The sequence below is a fragment of the Devosia sp. genome (genome assembly GCF_024707125.1).
Classification (GTDB): domain Bacteria; phylum Pseudomonadota; class Alphaproteobacteria; order Rhizobiales; family Devosiaceae; genus Devosia.
Map to the genome: position 1 here is coordinate 262014 of NZ_JANQAH010000005.1, position 19739 is coordinate 281752.

Below are 19739 nucleotides of genomic sequence, written 5' to 3' on the forward strand. Positions count from 1 at the left end.
GACGCTCCTATTGACCGAGCCAGGGCCCAAACCACGGCACGGACATGCCAAGGCCAATGACGAAGATGGCGGTGCAGAGAACCGTGAGCCCGATGGCAAGGAGGGCGGCAAAGAGTGGGGAATTGAGCCGGCTGGCCATGGCGGAAGCGAAGGCCGAGACGAAGACCACAGGCACGAAGCCGAGGCCGCGAATGGTGGCGCCGAAGAAGATCACCACGCCGATTATAAGAGCGATGCCGCGCCAGGAGGGTGGCAGGGGGTCTCCTTGTCGGGTTTCTGCCAGCCGCTGGCGGCAACACCGATGCCGAGAGCGGCGAGCACGGCGCCAAGCGCGAGCGGCATGAAGCCTGGTCCCATGCGGAAGGGCGTGCCGACCTCATAGTTCAGCGCTTCGAGCGAAAAGTAGGCTCCGGCGAGGACGAAGATGCCGCCTGCCAGGAGATCCCGGAGTGAAAACTTGGCCAGCATGGCCGCCTCCCCAGATGAAACAGATGGATGTGCGTCGGGGACGACCTGCGGAAAACCGCAGGTCGTGTGACGTGGGGCGATGGAAGACCTTAGTCGGCGTAGACGCCGGCCGCCTCGATGACGCCGCGCCAGAGTTCGATCTGGCTGGTCAGCATTTCGGTAAGCGCTGCGGGCGTCGCTTCTTCAGCGGTGACCGGGACGGTGCCAAGTTCGGCAAAGCGGGCGACCACTGTCTCATTGGTCAGGGCAGCCTGCAGCGCGGTTTCGAGTCGCGCAATGATGGCCGGATCGGTGCCTGCCGGAGCGTAAAGGCCATGCCACACGCCGATCTCGAGATCGAGCCCGGCTTCCTTGGTGGTCGGAACGTCAGGCAGGTTGCCGAGCCGCTCGGGCGAGGTCACGGCGTAGGCCTTTACTTCACCGGCCTGGATCTGGCTCGTCGTGTTGGTGGTCTGGTCGCAGATCATGTCGATCTGGCCGCCGATGATATCGGTCATTGCGGGGCCAGCGCCCTGATAGGGGACCGTTGTCATGATGGTTTCGGTCGATTCCATCAGCAACATGCCGCAGAGCTGGCTGGCCGAGCCGATGCCGGCATGGGCATAGGTGACGTTCTCGCCATTGGTCTTGATATAGGCCAGCAACTCTTCGAGAGTATTGGGCTCGAAATCCTTGCGGGCGACAAGCGTCATCGGCACGGAAGTGATGAGGCCGATGGTGGCGAAGTCTGTCAGCGGGTCATAAGGCAGACTGCGGTAGAGCGTCGGGGCGGTCGACATGCCGATGTGGTGCAGCAGCAGCGTGTAGCCATCGTTCTGGGCGGTCGCGACTTGCCCCGCACCCAATGTGCCGCCGGCGCCGCCGACATTCTGCACGACGACCTGCTGACCGAGATCGCCGCTCATCACTTCGGCCACGAGGCGTGCCACCGTGTCGGTTGGCCCGCCGGCCGAGAAGGGTACGACAACCGTGATCGGCTTCGTCGGATAGTCCTGAGCGAAGGCGGTGGTTGAAAGTGCTGTTATGGCAAGCGCCAGAATGGCGACGGTCTTTTTCATTGGATGTCCTCCCGAGATGGATCTTGAACCCGGCTCCTCCGCCGGTCGATCACCTGCTTTGCAAAGCGTGTGCCAGATCGAAAGTGCAGGCCAGACCTGCGATTTTTGCAAGTCACTCTGGCGAAACTGGCGGAATATTGCCAAGATGTCGCCCAGGAGGTGGCAATTTTTTGCCAAAAGCAGCAAAGCCAAGCCGTTTCGGTCTCAGCGAATTATTGGGACGCCGTCAGCTTCTGCTGATTGGGGCGGCCTTGCTCGCGATTGTGGCCAGCGGCTGGGTGGCCTTTGAAATTTCGCTCTCTGGAGCGCTGCGCAGCGGTGGCGAACAGGCCGAGCGTCGGCTGGTGCTATTCGACCGAACGCTTGAAGCCATTATCGAGCGATTTCATTACCTTCCGTCCAGCATGGCGCTGGCCGCAGAAGTGCGCGCCATACTTGCCGACCCAGACAATGCCCAGCGACGCGAGCGCGCCAACGGCTTTCTCTCTCGTCTCAACGATACGGCCGGGGCAGGCGAGCTTTTCGTGACGGCCGCCGATGGCCATGTGGTCGCTGCGTCCAATTGGTGGGCCTACGATAGTTTCGTCGGCGAAAATCTCGGCTACCGGCCCTATTTCGAAGAGGCCATGGCCGATGGCGATGCGAAGTTCTACGCTGTGGGCACTGTAACGGGCGTTGCCGGTTATTTTCTCGCCCGCCGGATCGATGGCGAAGATGGCCCGCTCGGCGTTGCCGTCACCAAGATCAACCTCGGTGAGATCGAAGCCAACTGGTGGCGGTCGGGAGAGCTGATCGGCATCGTCGACACCAACAACATCACCATTCTCTCGACCCGCCCGGACTGGCGCTATAGGCCGATCTCGCAAGTTTCCCCCGCCGACTACGCCCGCATAAAGCCGCAATTGCGCTATGGACCCCAAGGGCCCGGGGAGGCGCCTGTCGCGTCGGCCATCTGGGCCTCGCGGGACGTCAATTTTGCGTATGTCGCGGGCGACGATGCCGATACCTCGGGCATCTTCATGGTCAATGAACTGCGGCTCCCTGCGCATCAATGGCGCATCATCTCCTTCACGCCCACTGGGCCGCTTTTCCGCGGCGCCTGGCTTGCCGCAGCGGCAGTCGGGCTCGGTGTCGCCGCGCTGCTATTGATCCTCGCCCTTTTGGCCCAAAGGCGACGGCTTCTCGCTCAGCGCCTCGCGGAGCACGAGCGACTGGAGCAGCGCGTGGCCGAGCGGACAGAGGATTTGCACATCGCCAATGAGGCGCTGCGCGAGGAGATCGCTGAACGCATCCGCGCCGAAGATGCCGAGCGGCAGGTGCAGGCGCATCTCGTGCAGGCCGCAAAGCTCGCGAGCCTGGGCCAGGCATTAGCGGGCGTCGCCCATGAGGTGAGCCAGCCGGTCGCGGCGCTGACGACGCATCTCGCCAGTGCAAAGCTTCTGGCTTCGCGCCGGCGCGATGAGGAAATCGGAACGGTTCTGGGGCAGATAGACAGGATTGTCGACCGGCTCGCCGGTTTGACCAGCCACCTCAAGACCTTTGCCCGCAAGCAGCCGACAGCGCCGATCGAGGCGGATCTGGGCGTGGTGATTGCTGACGCGCTTGATCTCGTCGATCACAAATTGCGCCAGGTCGGGGTCGATGTGGAATATAGCCGGCCAGCGGCCCCCATCCGGGTTGTGGGCAATCCCGTGCATATCGAGCAGGTGATGATTAACCTCCTCGCCAATGCCGCCGACGCCATGGTCGGCCAGACGATGCGCGTCCTGTCGATCAGCGTGCAACAGGCCGGAGCCACGGTCTGCGTCGTCGTTGCCGATACGGGCGTCGGCATCCCGTCCGATGCGATCGGCAGCATTTTCGATCCGTTCTTCTCCACCAAGGGTCCGGGAGAGGGCTTGGGGCTAGGGCTCTCCATTTCCTATGGGCTCGTGCGAGATCTCGGTGGCAGCATTTCCGCCGAAAGTGTGCCGGGCAGGGGCGCCCGCTTCACAATGATATTGCCGCTGGCCCGACTGGCGGTACCAACCGAAAGGCAGCGCGTTGACTGAGCCAACCGTACTCATCGTCGATGATGAGGAAATGATCCGCACAGCTCTCGAACAGTGGCTGCGCCTTTCCGGCTTTGCGACGCATGTGGCCGATAGCGCCACCGCTGCGCTCGAAAAGCTCGACGCGGTGGCCCCACATGTCATCCTCAGCGACGTGCGCATGCCCGGTCTTTCCGGACTCGACCTGCTGCGAAAGGTGCGGGAACGCATGTTGCCGGCCGAGGTGATCCTGATCACCGGGCATGGCGACGTGCCCATGGCAGTGGAGGCGATGCGGCAGGGCGCGTTCGACTTCCTGCAAAAACCCTATGTGCCGGACGAACTGGTCGCAAGCCTGAGGCGAGCGAGCGAGCAGGTGGCGCTGAAGCGCGAGATCGCCGACCTGCGACGTCGCCTCGATGGCGGTGAAACCGAGCTGGCGGCGCGGCTGGTCGGCAATTCTTCAGCCATGGAGCGGCTGCGCAATGCGGTGCGCGAACTGGCGCAGATACCGACCGATGTCATCATTTTGGGAGAAACCGGCACGGGCAAGGAAGTCGTTGCGCGCTGTCTCCATGACTTTTCCTCCCGCGCCAAGGCACCCTTCGTGGCCGTCAACTGTGCGGCGATCCCGTCCGAGCTGATCGAGAGCGAACTCTTCGGGCATGAAGCAGGGGCCTTCACGGGCGCAGGCACACAGCGCGTTGGCAAATTCGAATATGCAAACGGTGGCACACTGCTGCTAGACGAGATCGAATCCATGCCGCTCCTAGCGCAGGCCAAGGTGTTGCGGGTGATCCAGGAGCGGGTGGTGGAGCGGGTGGGTTCGAACAAGCAGATTCCGCTCGACGTCCGCATTATTGCCGCATCCAAAGTGGACCTGGGCGCCGAAAGCAATGAGGGGCGGTTCCGCGCCGACCTCTATTACAGGCTCAACCTCGCCACCATTACCCTCGCTCCCCTGCGGGAACGCGGCGAGGACTGCATCCTCCTCTTCCATCATTTCCTGGGCGAAGCCGCTCGACGCTTTGGGCGGCCAGCGCCACAGCTGCATCCAGCCGATACCCAGGCACTGGTGCATCACCATTGGCCCGGCAATGTTCGCGAACTCAAAGCGGCGGCTGATCGGTTCGCTATTGGCCTTGACGCAACGGGACGGTCGCTCGGCGTCATTCTTGGGTCGGCGGCGCCTGACATACCCATGTCCGAAGGCGGTCTCAATGGGCGCGTCGCAGCCTTCGAACGGCATCTGATCGAAGATGCGCTGACCCGCAACAACGACTCAATCGCCGCCGCTGCCGAGGCTTTGCAAGTTCCTCGCAGGACGCTGAGTGAAAAAGATGTCGAGACTGGGCGTGCGCAGGTAGGAAGCGCTTCGCCGCCCCGACAGCAAGCGTGAATCTAAAGGCGCTTGTGCTGTCAGCCCAATACTTTCGTGATCGCTCCAGGATGATCATGCAACGCCAGCTTGTCCATTATGGCGGCACTGGCGTCGTTTATGCCGACCAAGTCGACCTTCGCTCCAGCGCGGCGGAACTTGAGAACGGCAATGTCGACGGCGTTGACGCCAGTTAGGTCCCAGATATGCGCCGCGGTGAGGTCGATGCTAACGCGGGCAAGGTTCTCGTTGAAGTCCATGCTGTTGAGGAAGTCGTCAGCGGAGGCAAAGAAGAGTTGGCCCTCGACGCGATAACGTCGTTCCTGTCCATCCGCGCTCAGAGTCGAGGTGACCCGGAAACTCTGTGCGACCCTCCAGGCGAAGAAAATTCCTGAGATTAGTACGCCGACACCGACACCCAGCGCCAGGTTGTGCGTGCCGACAACAGTCATGACGGTGGCCAGCATTACTAGGCTTGAGCGGCGGGGATGGTGGCGCAGATCGAGGACGGAGCGCCAGTTGAAGGTACCGATCGACACCATGATCATGATGGCAACGAGCGCCGGCATGGGAATGAGCCCCACCAGATCGCCTAGGGCCAGGAGCAGGAACAGTAGAAAGGCGCCCGCGACGAAGGTGGAGAGCCGGGTGCGTCCGCCCGATTTTACATTGATTGTCGACTGGCCGATCATGGCACAACCGCCCATGCCCCCGAAAAGCCCGGACGCGATGTTGGCAAGGCCCTGGCCAATGCTCTCGCGGTTCTTGTCGCTCTTGGTGTCGGTCATCTGGTCGACGATGGAGGCGGTCAGGAGGCTTTCGAGCAGGCCAACGGCGGCGACTGCCAGCGAAGTCGGAAGGATGATCTGCAGTGTTTCGAAATTGAGCGGAACGTCGGGAAACAGGAGGACCGGAAGCGTAGATGGCAGGGCCCCGAGATCGGCCACCGTGCGTGTATCGATCCCAAAGATAAGGGCGAGCGCGGTCAGGACCAGGATGCAGACCAGTGGTGAAGGAACAGCGCGTGTCAGTCTGGGGAAAGTGTAGATGATGGCAAGGCCTGCCGCGATCATCACATAGGTCTGCCAGGTGACCCCGATGAGCTCGGGCAATTGCGCCATAAAGATCAGGATGGCGAGCGCATTGACGAAACCGGTCATCACCGAGCGCGAAATGAAGCGCATGACATAACCGATCCGCAGCCAGCCGAGGCCGATCTGGATCATCCCAGAAAGGATGGTGGCCGCGAGCAGGTATTGCAGGCCATGCTCACGCACCAGCGAGCCGAAGAGCACAGCTGTTGCCGCGGTAGCGGCCGAAATCATGGCCGGTCGGCCGCCAGCGAACGAAATGACAATGGCGATCACAACGGAAGCGTAGAGGCCGACCCGGGGGTCGACGCCGGCAATGATCGAAAAGCCGATCGCCTCGGGGATGAGAGCCAGGGCGACGACAATGCCGGACAGCGTGTCGCCGCCAATATTGGACAGCCAGTCACGGCGCAGGGTTTGGGAAAAGGACATTAATTGCTCAAGGGCGCTACCGGCCGGGTCGCATAGGCGATCCTGACGGCGATGGAATAGCTTGCTTGATTGTCCGGCGGATCGGCGGCCGGAAGAGCCACCCGGGATTGCACCGGGTCCAGGATGAATGTCTCGCCTATGCCAGAGCGGAGAGGCATGTGCAAGCTGTGGCGCGGGTCGCGACCCGTGCCATTCGGCGTCAGAGGATGGATTTGAGGTATTTCGTTGAGCTGGGGAAGTCGTCGAGGTGGTGCGGCTTGCAGGCGGCTTCCAGCACCAGCGTTCCGGCATAGTTGTCGTCCTTGAGGGCCTGGATCTGGCCCTTCACGTCGGTGACGCCTTCGCCATAGCGCTTCCAGATCATCTGACCGTTTTCGATCGCGCCATCCTTGAGATGGACGTTGCGGATATAGGGCTTGAGCTTCTCGTAGCCGGCCCGGAAGTGGGTCTGCTCGGCTTCGTAGAGATTGCCGGTGTCCCACACATAGCCAAACTCGGGGCGATTGACCGCCTGCAGTACAGCGAGGCAGGCGTCGCTGGTATCGGCCCAGCTGCCCGGCAGGTTCTCGAGCTGGACGGTAAAACCATTGCCAGCGGCCTTGTCGACGGCCTTACCGAGGAGGTCGACAACCTTGTCGAATTCGCCGGCGTCCTTTGCCGAGCTACGGTTGGGCGCGAAAACAATCATGGTGTTGACGCCGACCGACGCGGCGAGGTCCATGCTCATTGGGAGCAGGTGGTTGAGGTGAAGGGCCTGGAATTCGCTGTCGAGGCCGGCCTTGAAGAGGCCTGGCGAGGCGGCGGTGAAGGTCACGCCATAGTCGGCGGCGAGCTTCTTAAGGCGCACCCGAGGAGTCTGCGTCGTAGGCGGGGAAGCGGCGGCTTTCGACGATGCGCAGTTCAAAATGCTTGATCCCGGCTTCGGCGGCGCGAGCAAAAATCTTTGGCAGGGATTCCTGGGAAGCGTCTGGAAAGACTTCGTTGGTGACGGCGGTGACGATCATGTCAGGTCCTTGGGGAGTTTTGGGCAAAGGGGAGCCTGCGGCGCGAGCCGGGGCTCGCGACCGTCTTCAGGCGCATTTGGATTGGAGCTAGCGGCTCAGAGCAGCGAACGCAGATAGGTCAGCGAATTGGGAAAATCCTCGTCCATCTGCGGCTCGCATTTGGCTTCGACCGTCAGCGTGCCTTTGTAACCGTCGGCCTTGAGGGTTTCGATCTGACCCTTGATGTCGGTGAGGCCCTTGCCGAACTGCTGCCAGATCATGCGGCCATTTTCGACGCGACCGTCCTTGAGGTGGACATTGCGGATATATGGCTTGAGCTTTTCGTAGCCGGGGCGGAAGTCGCCGGGCTCGGCCTCGTAGAGATTGCCCACGTCCCAGATATAGCCAAAGGCCGGGTGGTCGACTGCCTTGAGGAGGGCAAGGCAGTTGTCGGCAGTATCGGCCCAGGTGTGGGGCAGGTTTTCGAGCTGCAGGGTAAAGCCGCGGGCGGCGGCGTCCTCGGCAGTCCTACGCAGGAGATCGACGACGCGGCCAAAGGCGTCGGCACCGTCGCGCTTGTCGCGCAGCACGCCGAAGGTGACGAGCGTCTTCACATTGATCCGCTCGGCCATGTCCATGCTCATGGCGGCCAGGTGATTGCGATGGGGGGAGCATCAGGTCGCTATGGAGCGTGGTCTTGAAGAGGCCCGGCGACACAGACGTGTAGGTGATGCCGAATTCCTTCGAATAGTGCAGCAGGCGGTCCCAGGCCTCGGATTCAACGATGGGGAAACGCTTGGCCTCGACCATGCGGATTTCAAAGGTGCTGACGCCCTGATCGGCGGCGGTGCGGAAGATGCGCGGGAAGGCGTCGTGCGAGCGATCGGGCAGCACTTCATCGGTGACGGTGGACAAAATCATTGATGTCACAATCCTCGTGGGTTTGCGGCGGGGCAGAGTGAAGGGGAGGGGCGCTATCCCTTGATAGCGCCCGAGGTGATGCCGCGGACCAGAGAGTTCTGCAGCAGGAGATAGACAATCAGGCTCGGGACGAGCGCGAGGAAGGCGCCGGCGAGGAGCACACCGGTGCCGACCTGGACGTCGGCGCGGAGGCTCGCGAGGGCCACGGTGATCATGTAGTCCGAGGTGCGGTTCGCGGCGATAATGGGCAGCAGATACTGGTCCCAGATGCCAATGAAGCCGAAGATGGCGACGACGCCGAGCGCCGGTTTGCACATAGGCAGGATGATCTCGATGAGGATGCGCATTTCGCTGGCCCCGTCGATGGTGGCGGCCTCGACGATCTCGTCGGGAATATCGCGCATGAAGGCCGCCATGACCAAGATGGAGAAGGCCGAAGCAGCGACCGGCAGGATGACGGCAAAGATCGTGCCGCGCAGATTGATGCCGGTCAGCGGCAGGTCGCCTAGAACAACGGCCAGTGGTACGGCCACCACCTCTTCGGGCAGCATCATGGTGGCAAGGAAAATGCCGAGCACGATGGCCTGGCCGCGGAATTTACGGCGGGCGAGAGCATAGCCGGCGGTGACGGCAACGATGATCTGCAGCAGGAGACCGATACCGGCGATCATCAGGGAATTCCAGAAAAAGCCCCAGATCCCGCGCTGGGAGGCAACCGCGAAGTTTTCGAGGCTGGGATTGCGCGGGATCAGGGTCAGGCGGGTCGGATCGGGATTGAGGTCAAAGGCACCGGCGATGATCGTGAAAATCGGTCCGGCGAAGACGAAGAGGATGATGGCGCAGATGGCGGCGCGCAGCAGCGCGGTCGTCTTCTTGCCCGGCTGCCAGCCTAGGGCAGTGTCGAAACTGCTGGAATCGACCTGGGCGCGTTTCTGGCGTGGTTTTGCGGAAGCGGTGCTCATGGTCATTTCTCCGCGCGCTTGCGGGTGATCAGCAGGGCGAGCGCGGTCAGGGCAACGCTGGCGATCAGGAGGAGGATGGAAGCCGCAGAGGCGATGCCCATCTGGTTGCGCTCGAAGCCGAGCGAATAGATGCGGGTCATCCAGACGTCGGTTGCGCCGGCCGGGCCGCCGCCGGTGAGCACCCAGACGTCAGTGAAGACGCGGAGGCTGCGGACGGCTGCGAGCACCAGAACGATGGTCATGGCCGGCCGCAGGGCGGGCAGGGTGACGTACCAGAGGCGGTGGCGCAGTTTGGCGCCGTCGATGGCCGAGGCTTCGTAGAGCGAGCGATCGACGCCGGCGAGCCCGGCAAGGAAGATCACCATATTGTAAGGCGCGCCCTGCCAGATGCCGACGGCCATCACGGAATAGAGGGCTACTGCCGGGTCCTCGAGCCAGCGGACGGGGTCGAGGCCGACGGTGCCGAGGACGGAATTGAGGAAGCCGTTGGGGGCGGGGAAATAGATGATGCGCCAGACTTCGCCGATGACGGCGGTCGCGGTGACGACCGGCAGGAAGGCAGCGGTGCGCACGAACCAGAGCGTCTTGCTGGCGCCTTCGAGAAGCAGGGCCAGCACCAGGCCACCGATGACGGCCCCGATGGACTGGCCGAACCCCAGGATCAGGGTATGGACTATGGCGTCGTGGAAACGGGAATCGTTGAGGACCGCGGTGTAGTTCGACCAGCCGACCCATTCATTACCGAGGAAGGGGCGGACCTTCTGGAAGCTCATCTGGATGCCCGCAAACATCGGGATGAACTTGAAGTAGAGAAACAGCAACAGCGCCGGCAGCAGGAAGAGCCAGACCGTCCACCAGCGGGACTGCGGTCTGGCCCGCCGGCGAAGGGTGCCGGCAGGCGGGCGAGACGCCGCGTTATCAATCAAAGGCGTCATTGCCTCGCCTGCCTGCTCGGTCATTGCAGTGCGTTCTGCATGCTGAGTTCGTCGGAGATGCGTCCGGCGAGACCATCGAGGTTACCCTGGATGTCGCTGGTGCACTGCGAGAACATGGACTGGAACGTCTCGGCGATGTCGAGGCGCGCCGTGGTGAAGTCCACGTCCGACGGCATCAATTTGGAGTCTTCCAGTTGCTCGGCAACCACGGCCCAGCGCTCGTCGCCGTAGATTTCGGCGGCGTTGAGGGTGGTGTTGACGGGTAGGCGCACGACGGGCTGGCCGGGAGCGGTCATGCCGAGGGCCTGCGCCTCCGGGCTGATCAGGAATTCGGCCAGTGCCTTCTGATTGTCGGGCTGGGTAGAGGTGGCGCCAAAATAGATGCTGGTGCGTTCGGTGAGGGTCGTCTTGCCGCCCGGACCTGCCGGGGCAATGACGATCTCATATTTGTCCTTGCCCGGCGCCTTGTCGAAATTGGCGAAGGCATAGGGCCCCGTCTGGTAGATGCCGGCATGGTTCTCGGCGAAGAACGGGGTGGCGCTGGCATTGGTCAGCGCGCCTGGCTGCACAAGGCTCGGCGTGCCGCAGAAAAGGCTCTGAATCCACTCGACGGCAGCAACGCTTTCCGGGCTGTTCACGGTGACCGTGTATTTGCCCTCGCCGCCGGTGACGAAGGAGCCGCCGCGCTGCATCATGTAGGAGGAGAGCCACCAGGTGAAGAAACCGCGATCAGTGGTGCCCGGAACGGCCATGCCATACGTGTCCGCATCGGTGCCGTTGCCGTCGGGGTCCTGTGTGGCGAAGGCGGTGGCGAGCGCCACGAGTTCGTCATGCGTCGTCGGCACTTCGAAGCCGAGCTTTTCGCGCCAGTCGGAGCGGATGAAGGTGACCTGGGCGTGCTGGCTGAAGGGAACGCCATAGTAGGCGCCGTCGGCCATGCGCACCGAATCCCAGGACGCTTCGCTGAGCTGGTCATGACCGGCGAAATCCTCGGGAACGACCGGCAGGATCATGCCGGCATTGGCATAGGCCGCCATGCTGGCCTGATCGTAGATCAGCACGTCCGGAAGGTCCTTGGCGGCAGCGCGCGCCTGGAGCTGGGTTTCGAATTCGACGGTCGCCAGATATTCGACCGGAATGCCGGTCTTTTCGGTGAAGGCGGCAAAGACGGCCTTGTAGGTTTCAGCAGCCTGCGGGCCGCTGCGGGACCAGACTTCGAGCGCGTCCTGAGCGATGGCGGTGGAGCTGCACAGGGCCGCCGCCAGAAAGGCGACACCCCGGAATGCGCTACCGGCCTTGTTTGGGTTCTTGAACAAGTGTTTCTCCATTGTCGCGTACGCGCTGCCGATTTCGGCTCGCTGCGTATTCCCTCGCAAGCCCAAGATTGGCACCGGCATCACTGCCCCACAAAGACTATGTCAGTCTGTAGTAATAACGGCGCGTTATGGATCGGCGGGGTTTCCAGACCAAACGGATATGGGCGGCACAGTGGCCGCCCCTTGGTCCGAGACCCGCTGCAAACGGGGCCTTATGGCAGGAGCGCAATGCCCTGTTCGTTGAATAATACGGCCTTGTCGCTGTCGAAGGCGAACTGCACGCTGGAGCCGATATCGAGCGGACGATCGCCATCGAGAACGGCTAGGATCGTGCTGCCATCGACGAGGTCGCCATTAACGATGGTCTCACTGCCGAGGCGTTCGACGACGGCCACGGTGCCGGTAATCGGCCCATCCGCAGCCAGTCGTAGTTCTTGTGGCCTTATGCCCAGGGTCAGACGGTCACCGACCCTGGCGCCTGCTGTCGCAGCGGGGACTTCGAATTCGGAGACATCGGACGATTTGACCTTGAGGCTGTTTGCTCCGATCCCTGACACTTCGACCGGGATAAAATTCATCTTTGGGCTGCCGATGAAGCCAGCGACGAAGCGATTGGCGGGACGCTGGTAGAGTTCGATCGGCGTGCCGACCTGCTGGACGACACCGCCGTTGAGCACGACGATCTTGTCGGCGAGGGTCATGGCCTCAACCTGATCGTGAGTCACATAGACCATGGTGGCGCCAAGCTCCTGGTGGAGCTTGGCCAGTTCCATGCGGGTATCGACGCGGAGGGCCGCGTCGAGGTTGGACAGGGGCTCGTCGAAGAGGAAGACGCGCGGCTCGCGCACGATGGCGCGGCCGATGGCGACGCGCTGGCGCTGGCCGCCGGAAAGCTGGGACGGCTTTCTATCGAGCAGATGTTCCATCTGCAGGATACGGGCCGCATTCTTGATCTTGGCGTCGCGCACATCGCGGGCGACCCCGGTGACCTTCATGTTGAAGCCGATATTGTCGTAGACGCTCATATGCGGGTAGAGCGCATAAGACTGGAACACCATGGCAATGCCACGGTCGCCGGGATGGACATCGTTGCACAGTTCATCGCCGATCCAGAGTTCACCGCTCGAAATCGTCTCGAGGCCTGCAATCATGCGCAGGAGGGTGGACTTGCCGCAGCCGGAGGGACCGACAAAGACCACGAACTCGCCGTGCTCGATATCGAGGTCGATGCCGGTAATGACATCGGTCTGGTTGAAGGACTTGTAGACGTCCTTGAGTTGAAGCCGTGCCATTGCATATCCCTCCTGCTGAATTGACGTCGTACTAGAGACGGGTGGACGGGAACTCGGTCCTCGTGCCCGTGCGCAAGCCGCCGGGAACTTGCAGCGTCGGCATGATCTCGATCATCCCCACGTTGACATAGTGCGGCGCGGCAATGGCGAAGGCTACAGCGTCAGCAATGTCCTCGGTCTTGGGGCATTCATAGTCGGCATAGAAGCGCTCGTGGGCTTCTTCGGGCGAGATCTTTTGGACCTTGGCGAAAATATCAGTCTCGACGCGACCGGGGCAGATTTCGGTAACGCGCACATCCTTGCCATAGGCATCGACGCGCAGCTGGCGCGAGACGGTGTGCATGGCGGCCTTGGTGGCATGATAGACGGTGTGGCCGCCAAATTCATAGTGGCCGGCAATGGAAGTGATGTTGACGATATGACCGCGATTGCGCTCGACCATGCCCGGCAGGGTGAGGCGGGCAAGTTGCAGTGCAGCGCGCAGGTTGACGTCGATCTGCTCGTCGATGTCGAAGGCATCAGAACTGAGGATATTGCCCGCGCGCGAGACACCCGCATTGTTGATCAGCACGTCGATTTCAAGGCCGCTGACCAGTTCGGTCAGGGCAGCGGTATCGCTGACATCAACGACATGGGTGATGGCGCCGGTGGCATCGGCCAGTTTCTTGAGACCCTCGGCATTGCGGCCGACACCGTGGACCGTGAGGCCCTCCTTGGCGAGGCGCTCGGCGATCGTGTAACCCATGCCCCCAGATGCGCCGGTTACCAATGCGGTCTTGTAGTCTGAAAATGGCATTCTGGGGTCCTTTCGAAATATGACGGGACGGTAACCGTGGGCAGCCTCGGAGCGCCAAGACGGTCTGTGTCTGATGAGATAAGAGTTCGCTATGAATGAGCGAGCAGATGCGAGAGGGGCGTTATGACCCCACCGGCCTTGGTGATGGCCGAGCGGATGCCGCGGGCCATATCGAGAGCGCCGGGCGTATCGGAATGGACTAGGATGGACTGGACCTCGATACGCAGGATTTCGCCGGTGATGGTGACAAGCGTGCCATCATCGAGAAGACGCATTATGCGCGAGGTGGAAGTGTTTTCGTCCTTGATGACAGAGCCGGGCATGGAGCGCGGGGCCAACTGACCATTTGGCAGATAGGCGCGATCGGCGAGGAAGAGATTGATCGTCTGCCTGCCGGCGGCGCGGGCGGCGGCCTCGAGCTCGGAGCCCGAGAGGACGAGATAGGCGATATTGGGATCGAAGGCGCTGGTGGCGCGGACCAAGGCCTCGGCCACGGCGCGGTCGGCGCTGGCGAGATTGCCCAGGGCGCCATGCGGATTGATGTGGCTGATCTTTCGGCCATATGGTCGCGCGAGGCCTTCGAGCGCGCCGAGCTGATAGATGACGTGTTTTTCAAGCTCGGGCAGGTCCATCGCCATGTGACGGCGGCCAAAGCCCATACGGTCGGGATAGCCGACATGGGCGCCGATATCGACGCCGGCGGCTTTGGCGAGGCCAATGGTGCGATCCATGATCACCGGGTCGCCGGCATGATAGCCGCAGGCGAGGTTGGCGGATGTGATGATGTCCATGATCCCGGCATCATCGGCGATGGTATAGGGACCAAAGCCTTCGCCCAGATCGGAATTGAGATCGATCTTCATCAGGCGCTCTCCTCCAGGGTGAAGACGTGGCTGCCAAAGCCGATGAGGTCGCCGTCGCTGGCGAGCACTTCCGAAAGCGTGCCGGTTGCAGGCGCCACGATGGCGGTCAGGGTGCCACTGGCTTCGAGATAGCCGAGGGCCGTGCCCTTCAGGACATGGTCGCCAGGCTTGAATGCCGTGTTCGGACGTCGGGGGTGGCTGGCGCGGAAGGTGCCGAGGCTCTGGCTGCGGACGGGAACGGGCTTGCTTGAAGCCACAGCTGGCACAGCGCTGCCCAGGCGCATGATGATGCTGGTATCGCCTTGCTGCACTTCGAGCCCGCTGAGCCCTGCTGCCTGCATGCGCTTGAGGAGGTCGTCGAGAAGATCAACTGTGATCATGACTGCCACCCCGAAGCGGCGCGGCGCTGGCGTCCGGCGGCGGCGCGGATATCGGCGATATAGGCATCAAGCTCGGCCTGAGCGGCGAGAGCTGCCGGATAGTCGACCTCGACGAAACGGATAGCTGTGCCGGGCTTGGCCTGGGCAAGGCGCCAGTGATCGGGCTCTATGACCGTACCGAATTTTGGATAGCCGCCCATGGTGGCGGCATCGGCCAATTGAATGATCGGCTGGCCACCCATGGGGACCTGAATGGTGCCGGGCACAACGCCGTGCGAGCGCAGTTCGCTCGCGTCTTTCATGGTCAGGTTCGGGCCCGAAAGCCGATAACCATTGCGATTGCTCTGCGGGGTTACCTGCCAGTCGGTAGTCCAGAAACTGCGCTGGGATTCTGCGGTGAACCGATCATATTCGGCGGCCGGCAGGACGCGGGCGGTGACCGGGCCGGTCTCCTGCCTGAACGGCGTGGCGCCAAGCCCGCCGGGCGGTAGCCCGACGGAGGTGCCGAGGGCTTTCAGGCGATCGCCCTTTTTCAGCATGCGCCCTTCGTGGCCACCAAAGGTTTCGCGTAATTGCGTGCTGCGTGAGCCCAACACTTCGGGGACATCGAAACCGCCAACAACGCAGATATAGGCGCGGCAGCCTTCTCGGATGGCTGAAAGCGTCAGGGTCTGACCGGCTTTTACCGACAGCGCCCAATCGGGCGGTAGCGGCACGTCGTCGAACAGCGCTTCGCAATCAGCGCCCGTGATGGCGATGTCGAGGTCTTCGTCGAAGCGTAGCTTGAAGGGCAGGAGGGGGATTTCGATTGCAGCGGCATTGGTGTCATTGCCAAGCAACGCATTGCCGATGGCGAGGGCCAGGCCATCCATGGCGCCGGAGCGGCCGACGCCATCGTGATAGTGATCGAAGCGGCCAAGATCCTGAATGGTGGCCAGCGGCGTACTGCTGAGGATTTCCATCACATCAACACCTTTTCGGGATGAAAACGAATGGTATCGCCCGGCGCCAGTAGCGAAGGCGGGTCGCGCTGCGGGTCGAAAAAGGCCGCCTTCGCCGAGCCGATCGTGTGCCAGCCGCTGGGGCCGGCCGAGGCGGAAACGCCCGTCTGGTGACCGGCAATCGAGAGCGAGCCGCCGGGGATCGAGAGCAGCGGCACCGAGCGGCGCGGCAGGAAGAGGCGCTGGTCGAGCCCGCCAAGATAGCAATAGCCGGCATGACTGCCCACGGCATAAACCGGGTAGGTGGGCGCTGAGTGGATGGCGACGACATCGTCTACGCAAAGGCCGGTCATCTCGGAAACTTCCTGGAGATGCGGGCCGCCTTCACCGCCATAGATGATGGGAATGTCGATGTTGCGTCCATCGACGTCCTTGCTGACGCCCCTGTTCCAAAGCTCGACGAGCTTGCCGCCGAAATCCTGCGGATCGGCCAGTGGCCTATGGAACAGCACTGACAGATTGGTCATGCCGGGCACGGCTTCGCGCACATTGGGCCAGGTGGCGGCGATGTCGGCCATGGCCCAAATGCGGCGCTGATGGTCGAGATCGAAGGCGCCGGGGGCCTCGAAAATGATGGCCGTCATGCCCAGAAGGCTGAAGCGCGGCAGGTCGGTGATGGCCGGAACGGAGTGCATGTTCATGCGACGCGCCTTTCCTTCAACCAGTGTTCGAGGTGATGGATATTGACGCCGCCATTGGCAAAACCCGGTTCGGCAAGCAGTTCAATCTGAAGCGGGATATTGGTGGAAATGCCGCCGATATGGAGGTTTCCCAACGCCTGCCGCATGCGGGTCAGTGCTTCTTCGCGCGTGGCGCCGTGGACGATCAGCTTGGCGATCAGCGAGTCATAGCTCGAAGGAACCGTGTAGCCGGCGCGCAGATGCGTATCGACGCGCACGCCATCCCCCGAGGGCAGGTCAAGCTTGGTGACGAGGCCCGGCGAGGGCAAAAAGGTAAAAGGGTCTTCAGCGTTGATGCGGCATTCGATCGAATGGCCTGTTGTCACAATGTCCGATTGAGTTAGCTTGAACCGCTCCCCCTGCGCGGCGCGGATCTGCGTGGCGACGATATCAACGCCGGTGACCAGTTCGGTAACCGGATGCTCGACCTGCACGCGGGTGTTCATCTCGATGAAATAGAACTCGCCGTCCTCGTAGAGAAACTCGAACGTACCGGCGCCGACATAGCCGATCTGGCGGCAGGCATTGGCGCAGCGCTCGCCGATGGCGGCGATGACGGCGCGATCGATGCCGGGGGCCGGTGCTTCCTCGATGACCTTCTGGTGGCGGCGTTGCATGGAGCAATCGCGATCGCCAAGCCAGAGCGCATTGCCATGGCTGTCGCAGAGCACCTGGATTTCGATATGGCGCGGGTTTTCGAGGAATTTCTCGATGTAGATTTCGGCATTGTTGAAGAAGCGCAGGGCTTCTTCGCGGGTCAGGTCGACGGCATCCTGCAATTCTCGGTCCGAGTGGACGACCCGCATGCCGCGACCGCCGCCGCCGCCAGCCGCTTTGATGATGACGGGATAGCCGATTTCGGCGGCAATGCGCGAAACGGTGTCAAAATCCTGGGGCAGGGCGCTGTCGGGGCCAGGCACGCAAGGCACGCCCGCGGCGATCATGGCGCGCTTGGCGGCGACCTTGTCGCCCATGGTACGGATGGCCGTGGCCGATGGGCCAATGAAAGTCAGGCCGGCCGCCGCGATGGCTTCGGAGAAGGCGGCGTTTTCGGAGAGAAAGCCATAGCCGGGGTGAATGGCCCCGGCACCGGTTGCGAGCGCGGCCATGATGATGGCGTCAGCATTGAGATAGGAGCGGCGCGAAGCGGCCGGCCCGATGCAGATGGCTTCATCGGCAGTATCGAGATAGGGCGCGTCTGCGTCCGCTTCGGAATAGACCGCCACGGTCTTGATGCCGAGTTCGCGGCAGGCGCGCTGGATGCGAACGGCGATTTCCCCGCGATTGGCGATGAGAAGCTTGTCGAACATGATTTTAGTCCAGCCGGATAATGGGTTGGCCGGCAGAAACTTCAGCGCCAGCGGCGACGAGGATGGCTGAGACGGTGCCAGCTTTGTCTGCTTCGATGGGGCTGAAAACCTTCATGGCCTCGATGACGCAAAGGGTCTGGCCGACCTCGACGCGTGATCCGATCGCTACGAAGGGTTCCGCGCCGGGGGCTGGGGAGAGATGGACGATACCGTAGCTGGGGGCAGTAACCTCAGTGCCGGGCACGGGCTGGGTCGCCGCAGGGATGGAAGTAACTTCGGCCTGTCTGCCGCGCACGAGGCGCGTCCTGAAATCGCCTTCAACAATCTCGAGTTCCTGCAGCGGCGAGCGCTGCATCCAGTCGATGATTTTCTGCAGTCTTTCCACGTCCATAGGGGGACTCATCCGGTCGGCGGTTCTTCAGGAAAACAGTCGCGCTTCCGCCTTTCGCAGCTGAGAAAATGGCTAACATAGCGGGGGAATGATGGGGTCAGATCGTTGCGCGATGACTGGGACATCATCGCGGTTCCTTATTGCGTAAGACCGAACCCGTTTTGGATGCGGGCCATGGCGCTCGCCTAGATTGGCCTCAGGAGCAGTCCGTCACGTGGGCGGGGTGCGCATTGAGGACTTTCGATGACCAGCTTCACTCCCGCCGCGCGGGTTGCGCGCATAAAACCATCGCCCAGCGTCGCTGCTGCGGCCCGCGCCAAGGAGTTGCGCGCTGCCGGCGTCGATCTCGTCGACATGACGGTGGGCGAACCCGACTTCGACACGCCAGATGCGATCAAGGAAGTCGGCATCGCCGCCATCCGCAATGGCGATACCAAATACACCCCGGTCAACGGCACGCCGGCTCTGCGCCAGGCCATCCGCGCCCGCATGCTCGATCGCGCCGGCATCAGCTATGGCGATGACCAGATTTCGGTCGGCGGTGGCGCCAAGCAGGTGATCTTCGTTGCGCTCATGGCTTCGGTCGACGGCGATGCCGAAGTGATCATTCCGGCGCCCTATTGGGTGTCCTATCCCGATATGGTGCTGGCCAATGAGGGCAAGCCTGTCATCGTTGAATGTCCGGAAAGCGCCGGGTTCAAGCTGACGCCGGAAGCGCTCGAAGCGGCCATCACCGAAAAAACGCGCTGGCTGATCCTCAATGCGCCGTCCAATCCGACGGGCGCCGCCTATTCCGAGGCCGAGCTCAAGGCGCTCGCCGCCGTCCTTGATCGACATCCTCATGTCTGGGTGATGACGGACGAAATCTATGACGAGATCTGGTTCGAAGCTGGTCGCGTGCAGAGTATCGTCAAAGTTGCCCCGCAACTGGCCGACCGCACGTTTGTCGTCAACGGCGTGTCCAAGAGCTACGCCATGACCGGCTGGCGGATTGGTTATGGCGTTGGTCCGGCCCCGCTGATCGGCGCGATCAACAAGCTGCAGTCGCAGATGTCGTCCTGCCCAGCCTCCATGAGCCAGGCCGCCGCCGCCGCCGCCATGACCGGCGACCAGTCTTCGATTGCCGAGACGGTTGCGGTCTACAAGCAGCGCCGCGACATTGCCGTGGCTGCGATCAACAAGATCGAAGGCCTCTCGTGCTCGGTGCCTTCTGGTGCTTTCTATCTCTATCCCAACTGCGCCGGAGTGATCGGCAAAACCACGCCCAAAGGCACGAAAATCGAGAGCGATCTCGATTTCGTTCTCTACCTGCTCGATAGCGGCGTCGCTGCCATCCATGGCGCGGCCTATGGCCTTTCCCCGCATTTCCGCATTTCGACCGCCACCTCGACCGACCTGATCGAGGAAGCCTGCCGCCGCATCGCTGCGGCCGTGGCAGCGCTCAAGTAGTTC

At 62.4% G+C, this 19739-nt stretch carries 20 protein-coding genes, 1 pseudogene and 1 other annotated feature; of the genes and pseudogenes, 4 read left to right on the plus strand and 17 right to left on the minus strand.

Features of this window, described 5'->3' with window-relative positions:
* Positions 1-7: 7 nt before the first annotated feature.
* Together NVV77_RS21880 and NVV77_RS04795 are read right to left on the minus strand one after the other, a co-directional pair.
* Positions 8-468, minus strand: a pseudogene (locus tag NVV77_RS21880) (tripartite tricarboxylate transporter TctB family protein).
* A gap of 89 nt (positions 469-557) precedes the next feature.
* Positions 558-1526 (minus strand): tripartite tricarboxylate transporter substrate-binding protein, encoded by a 969-nt coding sequence (locus tag NVV77_RS04795; RefSeq protein ID WP_295411274.1) that lies wholly within the window; start codon positions 1524-1526, stop codon positions 558-560.
* 251 nt (positions 1527-1777) lie between these two features.
* On the opposite strand from NVV77_RS04795, the gene NVV77_RS04800 reads away from it, so the two are divergent.
* Both NVV77_RS04800 and NVV77_RS04805 read left to right on the plus strand, forming a co-directional pair.
* On the plus strand, positions 1778-3577 hold the full coding sequence (locus NVV77_RS04800; RefSeq protein ID WP_295411276.1) for an ATP-binding protein: 1800 nt from the start codon (positions 1778-1780) through the stop codon (positions 3575-3577).
* Positions 3570-4955 carry a sigma-54-dependent transcriptional regulator gene (locus NVV77_RS04805; protein ID WP_367178587.1) on the plus strand — a complete coding sequence of 462 codons (1386 nt, stop codon included), beginning with the start codon at positions 3570-3572 and terminating at the stop codon, positions 4953-4955. Before NVV77_RS04800 ends, NVV77_RS04805 begins: the two co-directional genes overlap by 8 nt.
* A gap of 20 nt (positions 4956-4975) precedes the next feature.
* On the opposite strand, the gene NVV77_RS04810 is transcribed toward NVV77_RS04805, so the two are convergent.
* From NVV77_RS04810 to NVV77_RS04825, 4 genes are all read right to left on the minus strand, one after another.
* A complete protein-coding gene (locus tag NVV77_RS04810; RefSeq protein WP_295411278.1) occupies positions 4976-6457 on the minus strand; it encodes a SulP family inorganic anion transporter in 1482 nt (493 codons plus the stop codon).
* A gap of 67 nt (positions 6458-6524) precedes the next feature.
* Positions 6525-6580 (minus strand) — a sequence feature (sul1 is cis-regulatory element that is thought to sense ions involved in sulfur or methionine metabolism; They are found in Alphaproteobacteria).
* Between the two features lie 76 nt (positions 6581-6656).
* A complete protein-coding gene (locus tag NVV77_RS04815) occupies positions 6657-7304 on the minus strand; it encodes a sugar phosphate isomerase/epimerase (protein WP_295411280.1) in 648 nt (215 codons plus the stop codon).
* The gene (locus tag NVV77_RS04820) at positions 7294-7461 is read right to left on the minus strand and encodes a hypothetical protein (protein WP_295411282.1); all 168 of its coding nucleotides are present in this window, start codon (positions 7459-7461) and stop codon (positions 7294-7296) included. Before NVV77_RS04820 ends, NVV77_RS04815 begins: the two co-directional genes overlap by 11 nt.
* A gap of 95 nt (positions 7462-7556) precedes the next feature.
* A complete protein-coding gene (locus NVV77_RS04825) occupies positions 7557-8072 on the minus strand; it encodes a sugar phosphate isomerase/epimerase (RefSeq protein WP_295411284.1) in 516 nt (171 codons plus the stop codon).
* A gap of 52 nt (positions 8073-8124) precedes the next feature.
* On the opposite strand from NVV77_RS04825, the gene NVV77_RS04830 reads away from it, so the two are divergent.
* A complete protein-coding gene (locus tag NVV77_RS04830; RefSeq protein ID WP_295411285.1) occupies positions 8125-8364 on the plus strand; it encodes a hypothetical protein in 240 nt (79 codons plus the stop codon).
* 50 nt (positions 8365-8414) lie between these two features.
* On the opposite strand, the gene NVV77_RS04835 is transcribed toward NVV77_RS04830, so the two are convergent.
* The 11 genes from NVV77_RS04835 to NVV77_RS04885 form a co-directional block, all read right to left on the minus strand.
* The gene (locus tag NVV77_RS04835; RefSeq protein WP_295411288.1) at positions 8415-9323 is read right to left on the minus strand and encodes a carbohydrate ABC transporter permease; all 909 of its coding nucleotides are present in this window, start codon (positions 9321-9323) and stop codon (positions 8415-8417) included.
* Positions 9324-9325: 2 nt separating this feature from the next.
* Positions 9326-10258, minus strand: a complete 933-nt coding sequence (locus NVV77_RS04840) for a carbohydrate ABC transporter permease (RefSeq protein ID WP_295411290.1) — start codon at positions 10256-10258, stop codon at positions 9326-9328.
* Between the two features lie 20 nt (positions 10259-10278).
* The gene (locus NVV77_RS04845; protein ID WP_295411292.1) at positions 10279-11574 is read right to left on the minus strand and encodes an extracellular solute-binding protein; all 1296 of its coding nucleotides are present in this window, start codon (positions 11572-11574) and stop codon (positions 10279-10281) included.
* Between the two features lie 212 nt (positions 11575-11786).
* A complete protein-coding gene (locus NVV77_RS04850; protein WP_295411294.1) occupies positions 11787-12866 on the minus strand; it encodes an ABC transporter ATP-binding protein in 1080 nt (359 codons plus the stop codon).
* Between the two features lie 31 nt (positions 12867-12897).
* Positions 12898-13662 carry an SDR family oxidoreductase gene (locus tag NVV77_RS04855; protein ID WP_295411296.1) on the minus strand — a complete coding sequence of 255 codons (765 nt, stop codon included), beginning with the start codon at positions 13660-13662 and terminating at the stop codon, positions 12898-12900.
* Positions 13663-13751: 89 nt separating this feature from the next.
* Entirely contained in the window at positions 13752-14525 is a 774-nt protein-coding gene (locus tag NVV77_RS04860) for a LamB/YcsF family protein (RefSeq protein ID WP_295411298.1), read from the minus strand.
* Positions 14525-14905, minus strand: coding sequence for a biotin/lipoyl-containing protein (locus NVV77_RS04865; protein WP_295411299.1), 381 nt, complete (start codon positions 14903-14905; stop codon positions 14525-14527). Before NVV77_RS04865 ends, NVV77_RS04860 begins: the two co-directional genes overlap by 1 nt.
* Entirely contained in the window at positions 14902-15867 is a 966-nt protein-coding gene (locus tag NVV77_RS04870; RefSeq protein ID WP_367178588.1) for a biotin-dependent carboxyltransferase family protein, read from the minus strand. Before NVV77_RS04870 ends, NVV77_RS04865 begins: the two co-directional genes overlap by 4 nt.
* Entirely contained in the window at positions 15867-16547 is a 681-nt protein-coding gene (gene pxpB, locus NVV77_RS04875; RefSeq protein WP_295411305.1) for a 5-oxoprolinase subunit PxpB, read from the minus strand. Before pxpB ends, NVV77_RS04870 begins: the two co-directional genes overlap by 1 nt.
* Positions 16544-17896 carry an acetyl-CoA carboxylase biotin carboxylase subunit gene (accC, locus tag NVV77_RS04880; RefSeq protein WP_295411307.1) on the minus strand — a complete coding sequence of 451 codons (1353 nt, stop codon included), beginning with the start codon at positions 17894-17896 and terminating at the stop codon, positions 16544-16546. Before accC ends, pxpB begins: the two co-directional genes overlap by 4 nt.
* A 4-nt stretch (positions 17897-17900) precedes the next feature.
* Positions 17901-18287, minus strand: a complete 387-nt coding sequence (locus tag NVV77_RS04885; protein ID WP_295411309.1) for a biotin/lipoyl-containing protein — start codon at positions 18285-18287, stop codon at positions 17901-17903.
* Between the two features lie 243 nt (positions 18288-18530).
* Here NVV77_RS04885 and NVV77_RS04890 point away from each other — a divergent pair, with 243 nt between their 5' ends.
* The gene (locus NVV77_RS04890; RefSeq protein WP_295411311.1) at positions 18531-19736 is read left to right on the plus strand and encodes an aspartate transaminase; all 1206 of its coding nucleotides are present in this window, start codon (positions 18531-18533) and stop codon (positions 19734-19736) included.
* Positions 19737-19739 lie beyond the last annotated feature (3 nt).